Source organism: Streptomyces sp. NPDC058691, from assembly GCF_042714775.1.
Lineage (GTDB): Bacteria > Actinomycetota > Actinomycetes > Streptomycetales > Streptomycetaceae > Actinacidiphila.
The window spans coordinates 74,662-92,564 of the sequence record NZ_JBHXSO010000017.1 but is presented as its reverse complement, the minus strand read 5'-3'; the positions used below and the strand labels follow the sequence as shown (position 1 = coordinate 92,564).

The following is a 17,903-nucleotide window of genomic DNA, read 5'->3' as shown; positions in this document are numbered from 1 at the left end:
CCATGAGCTCCAAAGACACCACCGACGCGGGCACCGACCTCGCGGCCGCCGGCGCCCAGCTGTCCACCGCGCCCGTCGAGGAACTCGGCGAGATCGTGCCGGGCTCCTTCGGCGGCGTGCGCGGGCCGGGCTTCGCCGGCGGCCTGGGCTGGACCCTCCGCGAGGTGTGGGGCTGGCTGCGCTGGACGTGGCGGCAGCTGACCTCGATGCGGGTCGCGCTGGTGCTGCTCTTCCTGCTGTCGCTGGCCGCGATCCCCGGCTCCCTGGTCCCGCAGACCAGCGTCGACGAGGTCAAGGCCCAGGACTTCAAGGACGCGCACACCACGGTGACGCCGCTGTACGAGAAGCTCGGGCTGTTCCATGTCTACAGCTCGGTGTGGTTCTCGGCGATCTACATCCTGCTCTTCGTCTCGCTCGCCGGCTGCATCGTGCCGCGCAGCTGGCAGTTCGTCGGCCAGCTGCGGGCCAAGCCCCCGCTCGCGCCGCGCAACCTCACCCGGCTCCCGGCGTACGCGACCTGGCGCACCGAGACCGGGCCGGACGAGGTGCTCGCGGCAGCTCGGCGGGTCCTGCGCGGCCGGCGGTTCCGGACCCGGGTGACGGACTCCGCGGTCGCCTCGGAGAAGGGCTATCTGCGCGAGGCCGGCAACCTGCTCTTCCACATCGCCCTGTTCGGGCTGCTGATCGCCTTCGCGGTGGGCGGGCTGTTCAAGGCCGAGGGCGGCAAACTGATCGTCGAGGGTGACGGCTTCAACAACACCCTCACCCAGTACGACGACTTCAAGCCCGGCACCTTCTACAACGCCGACGACCTGGCGACCTTCGGCTTCAAGCTGGACGGCTTCGACGCCTCGTACGCCCGCACCGGCCCCGAGAAGGGCACCCCGCGCACCTTCCGCGCCAACATCCACTACTGGACGAGTGTGGACGGCAAGCGGACCCCGTCGGCGATCGAGGTCAACAAGCCGCTGGAGATCGGCGGTTCGAAGGTCTACCTGATCGGCCACGGCTACGCGCCCTCCGTCACCGTCAAGGACGGCAAGGGCAACGTGGTCTTCCAGGGCCCGGTGCCCTTCCTGCCGCAGGACGGCAACCTCACCTCGTCCGGCGTGATCAAGGTGATGGACGCCCGCAACCACGCGGACAAGCGGATCCAGTACGGCTTCAGCGGCCTGTTCACCCCGACCTTCGGGCTGAACGCCACCCAGGGCCCGCACTCCACGTTCCCCGCCCTGGACTACCCGGCGCTCGTCCTCACCGCCTACTACGGGGACCTGGGCGTGGACGCCGGCCTGCCGCAGAACGTGTACCAGCTCGACACGACCAACATGAAGCAGTTCAAGGACGGCAACGGGGAGATCGTCCGCAAGGCCATGAAGGCGGGCGAGACCCTGACCCTGCCGAACGGCGACGGCACGCTCACCTTCGACGGCGTCAAGACCTGGGCCAGCTTCCAGGTCTCCCATCAGGTCGGCAACGGCTGGGCGCTGGTCAGCGCCGTCTCCGCCATCCTCGGCCTGGCCGGATCGCTGTTCATCCAGCGCCGCCGCGTGTGGGTACGGGCGGTGCGCGGCGCGGACGGCGTGACCGTCGTCGAACTCGCCGGGCTCGGCCGCAGCGAGTCGGTGCGGATCGCCGACGAACTCGGCGACCTGGCCGCCGACCTCACGTCCACGGCACCGCTGCTGCCCGCGGCGGACCCGGAATCCTCAGAAGAACCCCTGCCCGATGACGAAGGAGCGCGCGCGTGACCATCGCTGCCGCGGTCAACGAGAACGTCGCCCATATCAGCAACTACCTGATCTACTCGGCGATGGCGGTCTACACGCTGGCCTTCCTCGCCTACATCGCGGAGTGGGTCTTCGGCAGCCGCAGCAAGGTCGCCAGGACCTCCGCCGCGCTCGCCGCCGAACCCGCCGCGGCCCGGCCCGCGGTCACCGTGACCGTCAAGGGCGGCGGCACCACCACCCTCCAGCGGCCCACGGTCGTCACCCGCGCCTCCACCAGCGACCGCGGCTTCGCCGACGGCCCCGGTGCCGCCGGCGGTGACCGGCAGGGGGACACCTACGGCCGGATGGCGATCTCCCTCACCGCCTTGGCCTGGGCGCTGCACGTGGGCGGTGTCGTCGCCCGCGCGGTGTCGGTGCAGCGCGCCCCCTGGGGCAACATGTACGAGTTCTCGACGACCTTCGGCGCCGTCGCGGTCACCGCGTACCTCGTGCTGCTCGCCCTGGGCAAGAAGGTCCGCTGGATCGGGCTCATCCTGACCACCTCGGTCCTCCTCGACCTGGGCCTCGCCGTCTCCGTCCTCTACACCGACAGCGACCAGCTGGTTCCCGCCCTGCACTCCTACTGGCTGTGGATCCACGTCTCCTGCGCGATCATCTCCGGAGCGGTGTTCTACCTGGGCGCGGTCGCCACGCTGCTCTACCTCTTCCGGGACCACTACGAGACCGCGCTCGCGGCCTCGGGCAAGGCCGAGGGCACCTGGGCGGGCATCATGTACCGCCTGCCCACCGCCGCGAGCCTGGACAAGTTCGCGTACCGGGTCAACGCCATGGTCTTCCCGCTGTGGACCTTCACGATCATCGCGGGCGCGATCTGGGCCGAGGCCGCCTGGGGCCGCTACTGGGGCTGGGACCCCAAGGAGACCTGGTCCTTCATCACCTGGGTCGTCTACGCGTGCTACCTGCACGCCCGCGCCACCGCGGGGTGGAAGGGCCGCAAGGCCGCCTACCTGGCGCTGCTCGCCTTCGCGTGCTTCCTGTTCAACTACTACGGCGTGAACATCTTCATCACCGGCAAGCACTCCTACGCCGGCGTCTGAGCCCCCTTCGGGGCTCACTCAGTCCAGGCCGATCGCGTCCAGCTTGGCCCTCAGGTACGTGTGCGAGTCCACCGGCTCGTACGCGACCCGGCCGACGGGCGCGGGCAGCGACGCGACCCGGGTGCCCGGGTCGCACTCGTAGAACCACACCAGCGACATCAGCTCCTCCGCCGGCGCGTCGGCCGGCGGAGGGAGCACGCGGTGCCGCCCGGAACGCCAGCGGTCGCCGGTCCAGCGGGCCATCAGATCGCCGATGTTGACGGTGAACGCGTCCGGGTGCCACGGGGCGTCCTGCCAGCCGCCGGCGTCGGTGTGGACCTGCAGACCGCCCCTGCCCTGCTGGCGGTCGAGCACGGTGACCGTGCCGAAGTCGGTGTGCGGGCCGATCCGGAACTGACCGGGCGCCGGCTCCCCGACGACCTCCCTGCCGGGGTACCAGTTGAGGTTCAGGCCCCAGGTGGGATGTCCGGTGTGCCGGGTGAAGAAGTCCGGCGACGCGTCCAGCGCGGCGGCCAGCAGTTCCAGCAGCCGGTCCGACAGCTCGCGCATCCGCGCCATGTACTCCGTCACCAGCGGCCGCAGCCCGGGGACCTGGGACGGCCAGACGTTGGGCAGGAACCATTCGGCGTCCACGGCCGGGTCTCCGGTGGGTTCCTCGGCCGCGAAGGACCACGACTCCTTGAGGTCCGGCGGGGTCGCGGTGCCCTCCGCGTAGCCGTTGGCCTCCGCGCCCGGTCCCAGCCAGCCGCGGCCGCCGACCCTCACCGCGTACGGCTGCTTGGCGGCGGCGGGCAGCACGAAGAAGCCGCGCGCCGACTCCCGGATGGCGGCGCGCAGCCCCGGATCCACGCCGTGCCCGGTGACCAGCAGGAAGCCCGCGGTGCACAGGGCCTCGTCGACGGTGTGGGCGACGCGGGCGCGGGCGGCGGCGTCGCCGGTGAGCCAGGGGCCGAGGTCGATGGTGGGGATCACGCGCCGATGTCCTCGTTCCACAGCTCGGGGCGGCCCGCGATGAACTCCGTCATCAGGGCGGCGCATTCGGGGTCGTCCAGCAGGACGATCTCCACACCGTGCCCGGCCAGCCAGTCGTGGCCGCCGTGGAAGGTGCGGGCCTCGCCGATGACCACCCGGGAGATCCCGAACTGCCGCACCAGGCCGCTGCAGTACCAGCAGGGCGACAGCGTGGTCACCATGGTCGTGCCGCGGTAGGTGCGCTGCCGCCCGGCCGCGCGGAAGGCCGCCGTCTCGCCGTGCGCCGACGGGTCGCCGTCCTGCACGCGGCGGTTGTGGCCGCGGCCCAGGACCGTGCGGCCGTCCGCCGCGTACAGGGCGGCGCCGATGGGGATGCCGCCCTCCGCGAGGCCGGCGCGGGCCTCGGCGACGGCCGTCGCGAGCATCGCCTGTGCGGTGTCCATGACGGCCAGTGTCCCGCAGGGATCAGCCGCGGGGCGGGGTTTCGTCCTGCGTGCCGCCGGAGCCGTTCTCACGGCGCCGCAGTTCCTCCTCGCGGCGGCGCAGGTCGGCCTCCCAGCTCTTCAGCAACTGCTCGTCCCGCTTGTTCTCCTCGCGGAGCGAGTGGAGGAACTGCGGGTTGTCGTCGGGGGCGACCCACTGCGTGCGGTGGTTGCGGTGCCACTCCGCGGGCGTGCTGCCGCCGTCCGGCGCGGTGCGGTGCTTGCCCGCGACCAGCCAGACGACCGGGCCGACCAGGATCTCGCCGAAGAGCAGGATGATGATGATCCACACGACCTTGGGGAGGCCGCGGACCTGCTCCTCGGGAGTGTTGAGGCAGTCGATGAAGGCGTAGATCATCAACGCCAGCACCAGCAGGAACGGGAGAAGCCGGATCATCGCGGGAATGCCCCCCAGGCAGCGACGGCGGGGCGTGACGGGGCCCCGGTGACGGGTCAAGAGTAGTGCGTACCGGATACTGGACCGCATGGCTTACGACGATCTTCGCTCGCTGCTGAGGGCCCTGGAGAAGGACGGCGACCTCAGACGCGTCACCGCCGAGGTCGACCCGTACCTGGAGGTCGGGGAGATCGTCGACCGGGTGAACAAGGCGGGCGGCCCGGCGCTGCTGTTCGAGAACGTCAAGGGCTCCTCGATGCCCCTGGCGATGAACGTGTACGGCACCGACCGCCGGCTGCTGAAGTCGCTCGGCCTGACGTCCTACGCGGACATCAGCGACCGCATCGGCGGGCTGCTCAAGCCGGAGCTGCCGCACGGCTTCGTCGGGGTGCGCGAGGCGTTCGGCAAGCTCGCCGGGATGACCCACGTCCCGCCGAAGAAGGTGAAGGACGCGCCCGTCCAGGAGGTCGTGCTCACCGGCGACGACGTCGACCTCGACGCGCTGCCCGCGCTGTTCACCTGGCCCGAGGACGGCGGCTCCTTCTTCAACCTCGGCCTGACGCACACCAAGGACCCCGAGAGCGGCGTCCGCAACCTCGGCCTGTACCGGCTGCAGCGGCACGACCGCCGCACCATCGGCATGCACTGGCAGATCCACAAGGACAGCCGCAACCACTACCAGGTGGCCCAGCGGCGCGGCGAGCGGCTGCCGGTCGCCATCGCCTTCGGCTGCCCGCCCGCCGTGACGTACGCCTCGACCGCCCCGCTCCCCGGCGACATCGACGAGTACCTTTTCGCGGGCTTCGTCGGGGGTAAGCGTGTCGAGATGGTCGACTGCAAGACGGTCCCGCTCCAGGTTCCCGCCCATGCCGAGGTGGTCCTGGAGGGCTGGCTGGAGCCCGGGAAGACGCTGCCCGAGGGGCCGTTCGGCGACCACACCGGCTTCTACACCCCGCAGGAGCCCTTCCCCGCGCTGACCATCGACTGCGTGACGATGCGCAAGCGGCCGCTGCTGCAGTCCATCGTGGTCGGCCGGCCGCCGACCGAGGACGGCCCGCTGGGCCGGGCCACCGAGCGCTTCTTCCTGCCGCTGCTGAAGATCATCGTGCCGGACATCGTGGACTACCACCTGCCCGAGGCGGGCGGCTTCCACAACTGCGCGATCATCTCCATCGACAAGAAGTACCCCAAGCACGCCCAGAAGGTGATGCACGCCGTCTGGGGCGCGCACATGATGTCGCTGACCAAGCTGATCGTCGTGGTCGACGCCGACTGCGATGTGCACGACCTGCACGAGGTCGCCTGGCGGGCGCTGGGCAACACCGACTACGCCCGCGACCTGTCGGTCGTCGAAGGTCCCGTGGACCATCTCGACCACGCCTCCTACCAGCAGTTCTGGGGCGGCAAGGCGGGCATCGACGCGACCCGGAAGCTGCCCGAGGAGGGCTACACCCGCGACGGCGGCTGGCCCGAGATGGTGCTCTCCGACCCGGAGACCGCCGCGAAGGTCGACCGCCGGTGGAAGGAGTACGGCCTGTGAGCGCGGAATCCGCGACCCCGGACCTTTTCGGCCCCTCGCCCCGGCCCGACGGCAAAGTCCGCGCGTTCCTGCGGCTGGTGATGATCGAGCACTCGGTCTTCGCGCTGCCCTTCGCCTACATCGCCGCGCTCAGCGCGATGTTCGCGCAGGACCGCACCGTGCACTGGTGGCAGCTCTTCCTGATCACGGTCGCCATGGTGGGTCTGCGCACCTTCGCGATGGCCTGCAACCGGATCATCGACCGCGAGATCGACGCCCGCAATCCGCGCACCGCGGGACGCGAACTGGTCACCGGCACCGTCTCCGTGCGCTCCGCGTGGACCGGCGCGCTGATCGCCGTGGTGTTCTTCCTCGGCGCGGCCGCGCTGCTCAACCCGCTCTGTCTGGCGCTCGCGCCGATCGCGGTGATCCCGATGGTGGTCTACCCGTACGGCAAGCGGTTCACGGACTACCCGCACGCGATCCTCGGACTCGCCCAGGCCATGGGCCCGGTGGGCGCCTGGCTCGCGGTCTCCGGCTCGTGGTCGTGGGACGCGGTCATCCTCGGCCTGGCGGTCGGCGTCTGGATCGGCGGCTTCGACCTGATCTTCGCCTGCCAGGACGTCGCCGCCGACCGCGCCCACGGAGTGCGCTCGGTGCCGGCCCGGTTCGGCATCGACGGCGCGCTGTACGGCGCGCGCGTCAGCCACGTGGTGACCACCGTGCTGCTGGTCTGGTACGGACTGGCCGTCGGCGCCGGCGCCTTCTGGTGGGTCGGCATGCTGATCGTCGGCGGCGCCTTCGTCTACGAGCACAGCATCGTCAAGCCCGGCGACCTCAGCCGGCTCAACCGGGCCTTCTTCACGGTCAACGGCTTCATCGGCATGGCGCTGTTCGTGTGCGCGCTGCTGGACCTGCTGGTCCGGGGGCTCGGCGTCTGAGCGCCGGACCCCCGGGACCCCGGGACTGTCAGACCTGCTCGCCCTGCTCAGACTTGAGGAAGGGCAGCGCGACGAATCGCGGATAGCGCCACCACTGGCCGCTGTTGGCCTTGCCGGCGCCGATGGCGCAGAAGATGATTCCTATCAGCATGTGGATCGCGCACAGCCCGAGCAGACCGAAGCCGGCGATGGGCACGGCGATCGGGCCGCCGTCCTCGCCGTGCCAGATCATCCCACCGATGCCGCCGGCGTAGCCGATGCCGCCCAGCAGGACGGTCACGGCGGCGGTGATGCCGAAGTTCATCGCCTGCGCGGCGTGGTGGCGGATGAACGGGTCGTACTTGTTCTGCTCGTTGCCGCGGATGATCAGCGGCGGGACCCAGCTCAGCGCCCAGCCGAGGCAGCAGACGCTGGAGCCCACGACGATCGTGATCAGGGCGCTCAGGTGCGTCCACATCGCCGGCCCGGTCGGCGGCCGCATCGGCGGCGGGAACGGGAACGGGGGCGGGTAGCCCGGGGCGCCCGCCCAGCCGGGCCCGGGGCCGGGGTGGCCGTACGGCGGGGGCGGCGGGGGGAACGGTCCCGCGCCGGGTCCGGGCGGGGGCGGGCCCTGCGGGGGCCCTTGAGGCGGCCCCTGAGGTGCCGCGTCCTGCGGCGGTATGCCTTCGTGCTTGCTGAAATCGGTCATGCGTGACCGCCCCCCAGTGATCGAGTTTCCCGGGATCCTACGGCCTCATCTGATCAAGCCGTCGGCAGGGCGGTCCCGGAACAGGAACGCGGCCGCCACCCCGCCCGCCAGGCCGAAGAGATGGCCCTGCCAGGACACGCCCTGCGCGGTGGGCAGCACGCCCCACAGGATCGAGCCGTAGACCACCGCGACGACCAGGCCGACCGCGATGTCGATCAGCCGCCGGTCCACGAAGCCGCGCACCAGCAGGTAGCCGAAGAGACCGAAGACCAGCCCGGACGCGCCCGCGGTGTTGGTGTGCGGCGGCGCGACCAGCCAGACGCCCAGGCCGCTGCTCAGGATGATGACGAAGGCCACGCTCAGGAAGCGGCGGGTGCCGCGCAGCGCCGCCAGGAACCCCAGCACCAGCAACGGGACGCTGTTGGCGGCGACATGGTCGAAGCCGAAGTGGATGAAGGCCGCCGGGACGATGTCCCGCAACTCCGCGGGCTCGCGCGGCACGATGCCGAAGGTGTCCAGCGCGTGGCCGGTCATGACGTCGACCGACTCGATCAGCCAGAGCAGCCCCACCCACGTGAGCATGATCGCCCCCGCGGTGCGGGCCCGGACACCCGGGCCCGGCACGGCGCCGCTGCGGGCGCCGTGCCGGGCGTCACCGGCGTCGTGGCCGGCGATGGGTTCGTACGCCACAGGATCCCCCCTCGTGGTTCTCCACCGTCCGTCTGTCCAGCCAGACTTCCCTCACGGTAGACAACGACTCCGGCGTCCGTGGCGGTTCCGCGCCTTACGCGTCCATTCCGCCCATCATGAGCTGCATCACGGCGCCCATGACGTCCTGCGGGTTGAGCGGGGTGGCCCCCGCCGGGGCGGCGACGGTTCCGGCGTCGGAGGCGAAGCCGACGGTCAGCGGCAGCGCGCCGTGGATCTCGTCACCCGTGTCGAACTGGTCGAGGTCGAGGGTGATCCCGGACAGCGCGCCGTCCTTGACGGCGACGTCCAAGGTGACGTCCTTGTCGGGCACCTTCTCCAGGTCGGCGGGCGAGAACCCGTCCGGCAGCTGGTCCGCCACGGGCTCCAGGGCCTTGGCGAGCGCGTCCGCCGTCTTCCCGGCGGGCACGGTGACCTTGACGTGGTCGGCGCCGTCCTTGCTCCCGGCGTCGGCGAACTTCGCGTTGTTCTCCAGCGCCTCGCGCAGTGCCTTGGTGATCCGCGCCTGCGTCTTGGCGTCCAGCGCCGAGGTGTCCGGGAGGGGCGAGCCCGCCGGGCTGTCCTTGGCCATGCTCTTGGAGAACTCCTCGAAGGCCTTGAGGTCCACGGAGACCCACTTGCCGCCGAGCGCGTCCTTCACCGACTTGTACGAGGAGGGCAGGCCGTCGGCCGCGTCGAGGAACTGCTGGAACTCCTTCATGTCGGACTTGTCCTGCTTGGTGCCGAGGTCTTCGGCGATCGACATGAACTGCCGCAGATCCACCCGCAGGTAGGTCTTCTTGCCGGCGAGGCTGCGGACCTCCACCAGGTCCTTGCCCTGGCCGAGCGAGACCCGCAGCGCCACCGAGGCGGCGTCGTTCCCCTTGATGTCCTTCAGCGGCTTGGTGGCGCTCATGGAGAGCGAGACGTCGAGGCCGGCGAGCAGCTTCGCGTCCTCCTGAGTGAAGCCGTCCTCGCCCTTCAGCGCGGACCAGATCTGCTGCTCGCCGCCGTCGAAGCCGACGGACAGCGCGGCGGCCTTCTGCTCGCCGAGCCGGTCCAGCGCCTGCTGGACCTTGGCACCGGCGCTCAGGTTCCCGGCGGTGCCGCACGCGGCGGCGGTGGTGGCGATGAAGGCGGCGCAGCCGGCGGCGGCGATGCCCTTGCGCATGGCGTTGATGGTGTTCTCCCCAACCCCTTGGTCGTTACATGAACACCTCACTGACGCGTGAGCCGGCCGGAAGGTTGTACGAGGGGCCGGATAGGCTCGCCGTATGGACGACAGCGGGCGCGGGACGCCCTGGGTGGTCGGGGTCTCCGGTGCCTCCGGGACGCCGTACGCGGCCGCTGTGATCCGCGCGCTGCTGCAGGCCGGCGAGGCCGTCGACCTGGTGGTCAGCCGGGCCGCGCGGCTCACGGTGCTGGACGAGACCGGGGCGCCGTTCCGCGACGGCCACTGGCGCGAGGACCTGTCGCGCTGGCTGGCCCGCGGCGCCGACGGCACCCCGGACCGCTTCGAGGCCGACCTCACCCGAGTGCGCCATTGGGCCGCCGGGGATCTGGCCGCCGGACCGAGCTCGGGTTCCTACCCCGTCAAGGGCATGCTGATCGTCCCGGCGAGCACCGCCTGCGTGGCCGGGGTGGCGCTGGGGCTCTCCAAGGACCTGCTGCAGCGTGCGGCGAGTGTCACCCTGAAGGAGCGGCGGCGGCTGGTCGTCGCCGTGCGGGAGACCCCGCTCGGCGGGCAGACCCTCCGGCACCTGGTCGCCCTCGACGAGGCGGGCGCCGTGGTGCTGCCCGCGTCACCGGCGTTCTACGCGGGCGCCCGCCACATCCAGGACCTGGTCGACTTCGTCGCCGGGCGGGTGCTGGACGCCGCCGGGGTGCCGCACAAGCTCTACCGCCGCTGGGAGGGGGAGCTGGGAGCCGCGCGGGCTGCCGGGATCGCCGGGACCCTGGAGGCGGATGACGGCGGATGAGGTTCCCGTGGATTGATGCGCAAGGCACATGCCCGCCGATGCCTTAGATTCTTGTCCTGACAGCGCAATCACGGCATGAATGAAGGGGTCCAGTCTGATGGACGCGGTGGACAGGCAGCTCATCCAGGCCCTCCGTGAGAACGGCCGGGCCTCGTACGCCGAGCTGGGCCGGCTGGTGGGCCTGTCAGGCCCCAGCGTCACCGACCGGATCAACCGCCTGGAGCAGGCCGGTGTGATCACCGGCTACCGGGCCACCATCCATCCCGCCGCTCTCGGCCTCGGCGTCACCGCCCTGGTCGGCCTGCAGCTGAGCGACGCCGCGGACCACGAGGACGTGGCCACCCGGCTGCGCGATCTCGACGAGATCGAGGACTGCTGGTTCATCGCCGGAGACGACTCCTACATGCTCAAGGTCCGCGTCCCCGACGTGGACGGCCTGGAGCACACCATCCGCCGTCTGTCCGGCACCAAGGGCGTCGCGCGCACCCGCACCACCATCGTGCTGTCCACGAAGTGGGAGAACCGGGTCGGGGAACTGCCCGAGACCATGTAGGCGTAAGGTCGAGCGGGTTGTCTGCCGGCCGAGGCCGGTCGAGGAAGTGTGGAGGCGAGGCGAGGCATGGACGCTGGGCTCAAGCGGGAGCTGGAGGAGAAGGTCCACGCGGGTGAGCGGCTGACCCGTGAGGACGGCATCGCCCTCTACGAGTCCGACGACCTCGCCTGGCTGGGCGGTCTCGCCCACCACGTGCGGACGCGGAAGAACGGCGACGTCGTCCACTTCAACGTCAACCGCCACCTCAACATGACCAACGTGTGCACGGCCTCCTGCGCCTACTGCTCCTTCCAGCGCAAGCCGGGGGAGAAGGACGCGTACACGATGCGCATCGAGGAGGCCGTGCGGCTCGCCAAGGAGATGGAGGGGGACAACCTCACCGAGCTCCACATCGTCAACGGCCTGCACCCCACCCTTCCGTGGCGCTACTACCCGCGCTCGCTGAAGGCGCTCAAGGAGGCGCTGCCGAACGTCTCCCTGAAGGCGTTCACCGCCACCGAGATCCACCACTTCGAGACGATCTCCGGGCTGAGCGCGAGCGAGATCCTGGACGAGCTGATCGAGGCCGGCCTGGAGTCGCTGACCGGCGGCGGCGCCGAGATCTTCGACTGGGAGGTCCGGCAGCACATCGTCGACCACCGCACCCACTGGGAGGACTGGTCGCGCATCCACCGCCTGGCGCACGAGAAGGGCCTCAAGACCCCGTGCACCATGCTGTACGGGCACATCGAGGAGCCCCGGCACCGGGTGGACCACGTGCTGCGCCTGCGCGAGCTCCAGGACGAGACCGGCGGCTTCCAGGTCTTCATCCCGCTGCGCTACCAGCACGACTTCGTCGACCTGAAGGACGGCAAGATCCGCAACACCCTTCAGGCGCGCACCACCATGGCCTCCGGCGCCGACGCGCTGAAGACCTTCGCGGTCTCCCGGCTGCTCTTCGACAACGTGCCGCACGTGAAGGTGTTCTGGGTCATGCACGGCGTGCAGACCGCGCAGCTGGCGCTGCAGCACGGCGCGGACGACATGGACGGCTCGGTCGTCGAGTACAAGATTACTCACGACGCCGACAACTACGGCACGCCGAACAAGCTCACCCGCGACGACCTGCTGGAGCTCATCACAGACGCGGGCTTCCGCCCGGTCGAGCGCAACACCCGCTACGAGATCATCCGCGAGTACCCGGGCCCGGACGCCGCGCGCCGGGAGTCGCCGCAGCCGATGCGCTTCTGACCCGTACGGCGCTCCGCCCTCCGCGCACCGCGTGGAGGGCAGCGGGTCCCGGGGAGACCGGGGCCCGCGCTTCATATGGATGTCGCCCGGAGTCCGGACCGCCTTCAGACCCCGTCAGTGCGGGTCCCTACAGTTTTCGCCATGGCACTGCGCTTCGCCCTCGACCCCGAGCTCACGACCGATCTGCGGAACCAGCTCGTCACCCTCTGGACGGACGTCACCAACGCCGGTGGCGCCGTCGGCTTCGTGGCCCCCGTCACCGCCGGTGACGTGGCCCCGCAGGCGCAGGCGCGCTGCGAGGCGATATCCGAGGGCCGGGCGCATCTGATCGCCGGATTCGAGGACGGACGCCTGGCCGCGACGGCCTTCCTGACCCTCAACACCCACCGTCTGATGCGGCATTGGGCCTGGCTCTACACCGTCATGGTCGACCCCGCCCAGCAGGGCCGGGGCCAGGGCGCGGAGTTGCTGCGCGAGGCCGAGCGCGCGGCGCGCGACCTCGGCCTGGAGGGGCTGCGGCTCACCTGCCGCAGCGGCATGGGCCTGGACCGCTTCTACGCCTCCGTCGGCTACAAGGAGGTCGGCCGGACGCCCGGGGCGATCCGCGTCGCCGCAGGTGACGACAGGGACGAGCTGACGATGTGGCTCCCGCTGCTCTGAGCGCGGAAGGCGCGTGCTTCACTGGTGGGCGAGTACGTCCGGTACGTCCCGAGGGCCGGACCGCCGAACACACCGAAGGAAGTGGCATCGCCGTGAGCTGGAAGCCGAGTCCCATGCTGCGCTACACCCTGATGCGCCTCGGCCTCTTCGCGGCCTGTTTCCTCGCCATCTGGGGCCTGGTCTACGTCCACGTCCTGCCGGCCGGCCTCGGTGACTCCAACCTGCTGTGGGTCATGCTGCTGGCGCTCGTGATCAGCGCGCCGCTCAGCTTCGTCGTGCTGCGCGGACTGCGCGAGCAGGCCTCCGTGCAGGTCTCCGCCCGGGTGGAGCGCACGCGGGCCAATCTCGCCGCCAGCGCCGCCGTGGAGGACGAGGCGGACGACGCCTCGCGCGCGGCGACCCGCGGCTGACACCGCGGCCGCCGGCCCGGCTCCGCGGAGCGCTTCTCGCGCACGCCTGACCCCTGCCCGCATTCTGTCGGGCGGCGGGCACCGCCGGAAAAGGCAGGAGCCCCGCACACCGCGCGGGGCTCCTTGGGTACTGCTAATCGGGTACTACACGTCTCTCCGCAATTAGGCGGGGACGACGTTCTCCGCCTGCGGGCCCTTCGGGCCCTGGGTGACGTCGAAGGTCACCGCCTGGTTCTCCTCCAGCGAGCGGAAGCCGCTGGCGTTGATCGCGGAGTAGTGGACGAAGACATCGGGGCCGCCGCCGTCCTGGGCGATGAAGCCGAAGCCCTTCTCGGCGTTGAACCACTTGACGGTTCCGGTAGCCATAAGCCCTCCTTGGGCCAAAGGGTTGCCCTGCTCCAGAACCTGCCCTGCTAACCGCAAGAAGTCTGAAAACTACAAAAGCCCGCGGTCACATGCTCCGCAGGCTTTGTACTGCAAGGGAAACCAAACTGCAACTTGCGACGACAGTAGCACGGGGGATCCTCGGCGGGGAAGAGCAACAAGATCCCCATTCACCCGGACCGCCTAAAGATCGAACGCGGGGTGAACCCGTGGCCCCCGGGCGGTGTCCGCGGCGACACCCCGGTGGGCCCCGGCGAAAGATCGCCGGGGCGGGGGTCTAGCCTCCTGATGTGGATAAATCTGCGCCTCTTCCCTCCGCCGGTGGTGAGCGCCGGACCCGGCCTCGCGTCGGGCACATCCAGTTCCTGAATTGCGTACCTCTTTACTGGGGGTTGGCCCGAACGGGTGCCCTGCTGGACCTGGAGCTCACCAAGGACACCCCCGAGAAGCTGAGCGCCCAGCTCGTGTCCGGCGATCTCGACGTCGGCCCGATCACGCTCATGGAGTACCTGCGCCACAGCGACGAGCTCGTCGCCCTCCCGGACATCGCCGTCGGCTGCGACGGCCCCGTCATGTCCTGCGTCATCGTGAGCCAGGTCCCGCTCGGCAGCCTCGACGGCGCCCGGGTCGCCCTGGGTTCCACCAGCCGCACGTCCGTGCGACTCGCGGAGCTGCTGCTCGCCGAGCAGTACAAGGTCGAGCCCGACTACTACACCTGCCCGCCGGACCTGTCGCTGATGATGCAGGAGGCGCAGGCCGCCGTCCTGATCGGGGACGCCGCGCTGCGCGCCTCCCTGCACGACGCGCCGCGGCTCGGCCTGGAGGTCCACGACCTCGGCCTGATGTGGAAGGAGTGGACCGGGCTGCCCTTCGTCTTCGCCGTCTGGGCCGCACGCCGGGACTACCTGGCCGCGCACCCCGAAGCGGTGAGCGAGGTGCACCGGGCCTTCCTCGCCTCCCGCGACCTGAGCATGGAGGAGGTGGCCAAGGTCGCCGAACAGGCCGCCCGCTGGGAGTCCTTCGACGCGGACACGCTGCAGCGCTACTTCACCACGCTGGACTTCTCCCTCGGCCCGGACCAGCTGACCGGGATCGCCGAGTTCGCCCGCCGCGTGGGGTTCCCGCCCCGGGCACGGGTACACCTTCTCTGATTTCACCGGCTTCCCGTAGGTTGCCCGGCGTATCCGGGGAACTCCCGTTGTTCTTCGACCTTCCGCACCGCGAGAGGCGCGCAGATGCAACCCCTGCAGGCGAACGACCCCACGGCGATCGGTCCCTACCGGCTGCTCGGCCGGCTCGGGGCCGGCGGCATGGGCCGGGTCTACCTCGGGCGCAGCCCGGGCGGCCGCACGGTGGCCGTGAAGGTGGTCCGCTCGGAACTCGCGGACGACCTGGAGTTCCGCACCCGCTTCCAGCGCGAGGTGGAGGCGGCGCGCCGGGTCGGCGGCGCCTGGAGCGCCCCGGTGCTCGACGCGGACACCGACTCCCCGGTGCCGTGGGTGGCCACCCGCTATGTCGCGGGACCCGCGCTGTCCGACGCGGTGCGGACCTTCGGGCCGCTGCCGGAGGACGGCGTACGCGCGCTGGGCGCGGGGCTCGCCGAGGCGCTGGAGGAGGTGCACGGGCGGGGCCTGGTGCACCGCGACATCAAGCCGTCCAACGTGCTGCTGTCACTGGACGGCCCGGTGCTCATCGACTTCGGCATCGCCCGCGCCATGGACGCCACCGCCGCGCTCACCAGCAAGGGCGTGGTCGTCGGCTCGCCCGGCTACATGGCGCCCGAGCAGGTCACCGGCCGCCCGACCGGCCCGGCCGCCGACATCTTCGCCCTCGGCGCGGTGATCGTCTTCGCCGCGACCGGACAGGGCCCCTTCCCCGGTGACAGCGCGGCCGTGCTGCTGTACAAGGTCGCCCACGAGGAGCCCGAGCTCGACGGCATGCCCGCCGGGCTGCGCGGTGTCGCCGAGTCCTGTCTGGCCAAGGACCCCGCGGCGCGTCCCACGCCCCGTCAGCTCGGCGCCCTGCTCGCGCCGGAGGGCGGGGCCGCCTCTCTGGTGCGCGGCGGATGGCTGCCCGCGGCGCTGACGGAGCGCCTCGGCCGCCAGGCGGTGGAGCTGCTGGACCTGGAGCCGACGCCACCGCCCGGCGCGCTGGGCAGCGGCAACGGCAATGGCACGGGCAGCAGCACGGGCGGTACGGGCTCCTCGTACGGCTCCCACCCCTCGTACGGCACCTTCGGCCCGCCGCCGCGGCTGACCGAGCCGCACGACGCGGTGCCGTCCTCGTTCGCCGCCACGCCGCCGCCGGTCACCACCCCGGCCGTGTCCCGGCGCGGTGCGGGACGGGCGGCGTCGCTGGCGGGCGCCGGCATCGTGCTGGTCGCGGCGGCGGTGACGCTGGCGCTCGTGCTCCACGACCGCGGCGCGGACGACGACCAGGGCAAGGGCGGCGGGAGTCCGACGCCCTCGCGGTCCGCCACCTCGTCGGGGCCGGAGTCGCCGTCGCACGGCTCGGCGACCCCCTCGGCGCCGCGGCTGGCGGCGCTGCCCGCGGCCTTCGCGGGCACATGGAAGGGCGACACCGTCACCGCCCACGGTGTCCCCGGCTCCTTCGAGATCACGATCACCGAGGGCAAGGTCGGCGCGGTGGTCGGCCGTGACAAGAGCGTGCTGTCGCTGCTGGGGGAGACCTACGACTGCGGCGGGCAGTGGAAGCTCGCCACGTCCACCGAGCGGTGGATCGTCCTGGACACCAGCGGCGGCACCAACCCGCACCCCGGGGTGTGTTCGGACGGCTCCGCCGACGAGCGCTTCACCCTCAACGAGGACGGCTCGCTGCACTACCAGTCGGGCGACTCCCTGGCCGGGAACCCTGAAGGCGACCTCACCAAGCAGGGCGGCTGAACCCCTGGCGTAGGCTGAGCGCGTCCGTCACAACCCCTCGGAAGGGATGCCCGGTGAGCGAGAACGCCGACCTGCAGTCCGTCCTCGACCGTGCCGCCGACGGTGGCCGCATCACCCCCGAGGAGGCGCTCGACCTCTACCGCTCCGCACCCCTGCACGCACTCGGCGCCGCCGCGGACGCGGTGCGCCGCCGTCGCTACGCGGGCGTCGAGCACATCGCGACGTACATCATCGAGCGCAACATCAACTACACCAACGTCTGCGTGACGGCCTGCAAGTTCTGCGCCTTCTACGCCGCGCCCAAGGACACCGCCAAGGGCTGGACCCGCGACCTGGACGACATCCTGCGCCGCTGCGCGGAGACCGTCGAACTCGGCGGCACCCAGATCATGTTCCAGGGCGGCCACCACCCGGACTACGGCGTCGAGTACTACGAGAAGCACTTCAGCGCCATCAAGCAGGCCTTCCCCCAGTTGGTCATCCACTCGCTCGGAGCCTCCGAGGTCGAGCACATGGCCCGGATCTCCAAGGTGTCGGTGGACGAGGCCATCACCCGCATCCACGCGGCCGGCCTGGACTCCTTCGCGGGCGCCGGCGCCGAACTGCTGCCCGCGCGGCCGCGCAAGGTGATCGCCCCTCTCAAGGAGAGCGGCGAGCGCTGGCTGGAGATCATGGAGACCGCGCACAACCTGGGCGTGGAGTCCACCTCCACGATGCTCATGGGCACCGGCGAGACCAACGCCGAGCGCATCGAGCACCTGCGGATGATCCGCGACGTCCAGGACCGTACGGGCGGCTTCCGCGCCTTCATCCCGTACACCTACCAGCCGGAGAACAACCACTTGAAGGGCCGCACGCAGGCCACGCTCTTCGAGTACCTGCGGATCATCGCGATCGCCCGGCTCTTCCTGGACAACGTCGCCCACATCCAGGGCTCCTGGCTCACCACCGGCAAGGAGGTCGGCCAGCTGTCGCTGCACTACGGCGCCGACGACCTCGGCTCGGTGATGCTGGAGGAGAACGTCGTCTCCTCGGCCGGTGCCAAGCACCGCTCGAACCGCATGGAGCTGATCCACCTGATCCGCGCCGCCGGCCGGGTCCCGGCCCAGCGCGCCACCACGTACGAGCACCTGGTGGTCCACGACGACCCGGCGAACGACCCGGTCGACGACCACGTCGTCTCGCACCTGTCGTCGACCGCCATCGAGGGCGGCACGGCGCACCCCGAGCTCAAGCTGATCAGCACCTCCTGACCGGCGCCCGCGGTCCGC

Annotated in this window: 19 protein-coding genes; 12 read left to right on the top strand and 7 right to left on the bottom strand. The window is 71.1% G+C overall.

Translation table 11 applies throughout. The features are described from left to right. Positions 1-2 precede the first annotated feature (2 nt). Positions 3-1,751, top strand: coding sequence for a cytochrome c biogenesis protein ResB (locus tag ACFWVC_RS14660; RefSeq protein WP_384284289.1), 1,749 nt, complete (start codon positions 3-5; stop codon positions 1,749-1,751). After that, complete coding sequence (gene ccsB, locus ACFWVC_RS14655; RefSeq protein WP_384284285.1) at positions 1,748-2,827, top strand: c-type cytochrome biogenesis protein CcsB; 1,080 nt, start codon at positions 1,748-1,750, stop codon at positions 2,825-2,827. Before ACFWVC_RS14660 ends, ccsB begins: the two co-directional genes overlap by 4 nt. A gap of 18 nt (positions 2,828-2,845) precedes the next feature. Here the strand turns inward: ccsB and ACFWVC_RS14650 are convergent, their stop codons facing one another. Genes ACFWVC_RS14650 through ACFWVC_RS14640 form a run of 3 tightly spaced genes read right to left on the bottom strand, consistent with a single transcriptional unit; the run spans position 2,846 to position 4,678 of the window. Further along, positions 2,846-3,799, bottom strand: a complete 954-nt coding sequence (locus ACFWVC_RS14650) for an isopenicillin N synthase family dioxygenase (protein ID WP_384284281.1) — start codon at positions 3,797-3,799, stop codon at positions 2,846-2,848. Then, entirely contained in the window at positions 3,796-4,242 is a 447-nt protein-coding gene (locus ACFWVC_RS14645; protein WP_384284277.1) for a nucleoside deaminase, read from the bottom strand. Before ACFWVC_RS14645 ends, ACFWVC_RS14650 begins: the two co-directional genes overlap by 4 nt. A gap of 22 nt (positions 4,243-4,264) precedes the next feature. Then, positions 4,265-4,678: a PLDc N-terminal domain-containing protein gene (locus ACFWVC_RS14640; RefSeq protein ID WP_384284275.1), complete on the bottom strand. Its 414-nt coding sequence runs from the start codon at positions 4,676-4,678 to the stop codon at positions 4,265-4,267. A gap of 88 nt (positions 4,679-4,766) precedes the next feature. Between ACFWVC_RS14640 and ACFWVC_RS14635 the strand changes: the two genes are divergently transcribed. Next, positions 4,767-6,218 carry a menaquinone biosynthesis decarboxylase gene (locus ACFWVC_RS14635; RefSeq protein WP_384284273.1) on the top strand — a complete coding sequence of 484 codons (1,452 nt, stop codon included), beginning with the start codon at positions 4,767-4,769 and terminating at the stop codon, positions 6,216-6,218. Beyond that, on the top strand, positions 6,215-7,138 hold the full coding sequence (mqnP, locus tag ACFWVC_RS14630; RefSeq protein WP_384284270.1) for a menaquinone biosynthesis prenyltransferase MqnP: 924 nt from the start codon (positions 6,215-6,217) through the stop codon (positions 7,136-7,138). The genes ACFWVC_RS14635 and mqnP overlap by 4 nt, the downstream gene beginning before the upstream one ends. A gap of 28 nt (positions 7,139-7,166) precedes the next feature. Here mqnP and ACFWVC_RS14625 read toward each other — a convergent pair whose 3' ends face one another. The 3 genes from ACFWVC_RS14625 to ACFWVC_RS14615 form a co-directional block, all read right to left on the bottom strand. Then, a complete protein-coding gene (locus tag ACFWVC_RS14625; protein WP_384284268.1) occupies positions 7,167-7,595 on the bottom strand; it encodes a DUF4870 domain-containing protein in 429 nt (142 codons plus the stop codon). A 276-nt stretch (positions 7,596-7,871) separates the two neighbouring features. Further along, positions 7,872-8,408, bottom strand: a complete 537-nt coding sequence (locus tag ACFWVC_RS14620; RefSeq protein WP_384284406.1) for a rhomboid family intramembrane serine protease — start codon at positions 8,406-8,408, stop codon at positions 7,872-7,874. Positions 8,409-8,610: 202 nt separating this feature from the next. Beyond that, a complete protein-coding gene (locus ACFWVC_RS14615; protein WP_384284265.1) occupies positions 8,611-9,684 on the bottom strand; it encodes a hypothetical protein in 1,074 nt (357 codons plus the stop codon). Between the two features lie 103 nt (positions 9,685-9,787). On the opposite strand from ACFWVC_RS14615, the gene ACFWVC_RS14610 reads away from it, so the two are divergent. The 5 genes from ACFWVC_RS14610 to ACFWVC_RS14590 all read left to right on the top strand — a co-directional run bounded on the left by ACFWVC_RS14610 (position 9,788) and on the right by ACFWVC_RS14590 (position 13,345). Further along, positions 9,788-10,492 carry a UbiX family flavin prenyltransferase gene (locus tag ACFWVC_RS14610; RefSeq protein ID WP_384284260.1) on the top strand — a complete coding sequence of 235 codons (705 nt, stop codon included), beginning with the start codon at positions 9,788-9,790 and terminating at the stop codon, positions 10,490-10,492. Between the two features lie 97 nt (positions 10,493-10,589). After that, positions 10,590-11,045, top strand: a complete 456-nt coding sequence (locus ACFWVC_RS14605; RefSeq protein WP_319658381.1) for an Lrp/AsnC family transcriptional regulator — start codon at positions 10,590-10,592, stop codon at positions 11,043-11,045. Between the two features lie 66 nt (positions 11,046-11,111). Next, complete coding sequence (gene mqnE, locus ACFWVC_RS14600; RefSeq protein WP_384284253.1) at positions 11,112-12,275, top strand: aminofutalosine synthase MqnE; 1,164 nt, start codon at positions 11,112-11,114, stop codon at positions 12,273-12,275. A 141-nt stretch (positions 12,276-12,416) separates the two neighbouring features. Next, positions 12,417-12,935 (top strand): GNAT family N-acetyltransferase, encoded by a 519-nt coding sequence (locus ACFWVC_RS14595; RefSeq protein WP_384284249.1) that lies wholly within the window; start codon positions 12,417-12,419, stop codon positions 12,933-12,935. Between the two features lie 113 nt (positions 12,936-13,048). Next, positions 13,049-13,345, top strand: a complete 297-nt coding sequence (locus tag ACFWVC_RS14590) for a DUF4229 domain-containing protein (protein ID WP_384284404.1) — start codon at positions 13,049-13,051, stop codon at positions 13,343-13,345. Between the two features lie 162 nt (positions 13,346-13,507). On the opposite strand, the gene ACFWVC_RS14585 is transcribed toward ACFWVC_RS14590, so the two are convergent. Continuing rightward, positions 13,508-13,711: a cold-shock protein gene (locus ACFWVC_RS14585; protein ID WP_018558781.1), complete on the bottom strand. Its 204-nt coding sequence runs from the start codon at positions 13,709-13,711 to the stop codon at positions 13,508-13,510. 308 nt (positions 13,712-14,019) lie between these two features. Between ACFWVC_RS14585 and ACFWVC_RS14580 the strand changes: the two genes are divergently transcribed. The 3 genes from ACFWVC_RS14580 to mqnC all read left to right on the top strand — a co-directional run bounded on the left by ACFWVC_RS14580 (position 14,020) and on the right by mqnC (position 17,885). After that, on the top strand, positions 14,020-14,880 hold the full coding sequence (locus ACFWVC_RS14580) for a menaquinone biosynthetic enzyme MqnA/MqnD family protein (protein WP_384284245.1): 861 nt from the start codon (positions 14,020-14,022) through the stop codon (positions 14,878-14,880). Positions 14,881-14,964: 84 nt separating this feature from the next. Further along, entirely contained in the window at positions 14,965-16,632 is a 1,668-nt protein-coding gene (locus ACFWVC_RS14575) for a protein kinase (RefSeq protein WP_384284243.1), read from the top strand. A 53-nt stretch (positions 16,633-16,685) separates the two neighbouring features. Continuing rightward, on the top strand, positions 16,686-17,885 hold the full coding sequence (mqnC, locus tag ACFWVC_RS14570; protein WP_384284240.1) for a cyclic dehypoxanthinyl futalosine synthase: 1,200 nt from the start codon (positions 16,686-16,688) through the stop codon (positions 17,883-17,885). Positions 17,886-17,903 lie beyond the last annotated feature (18 nt).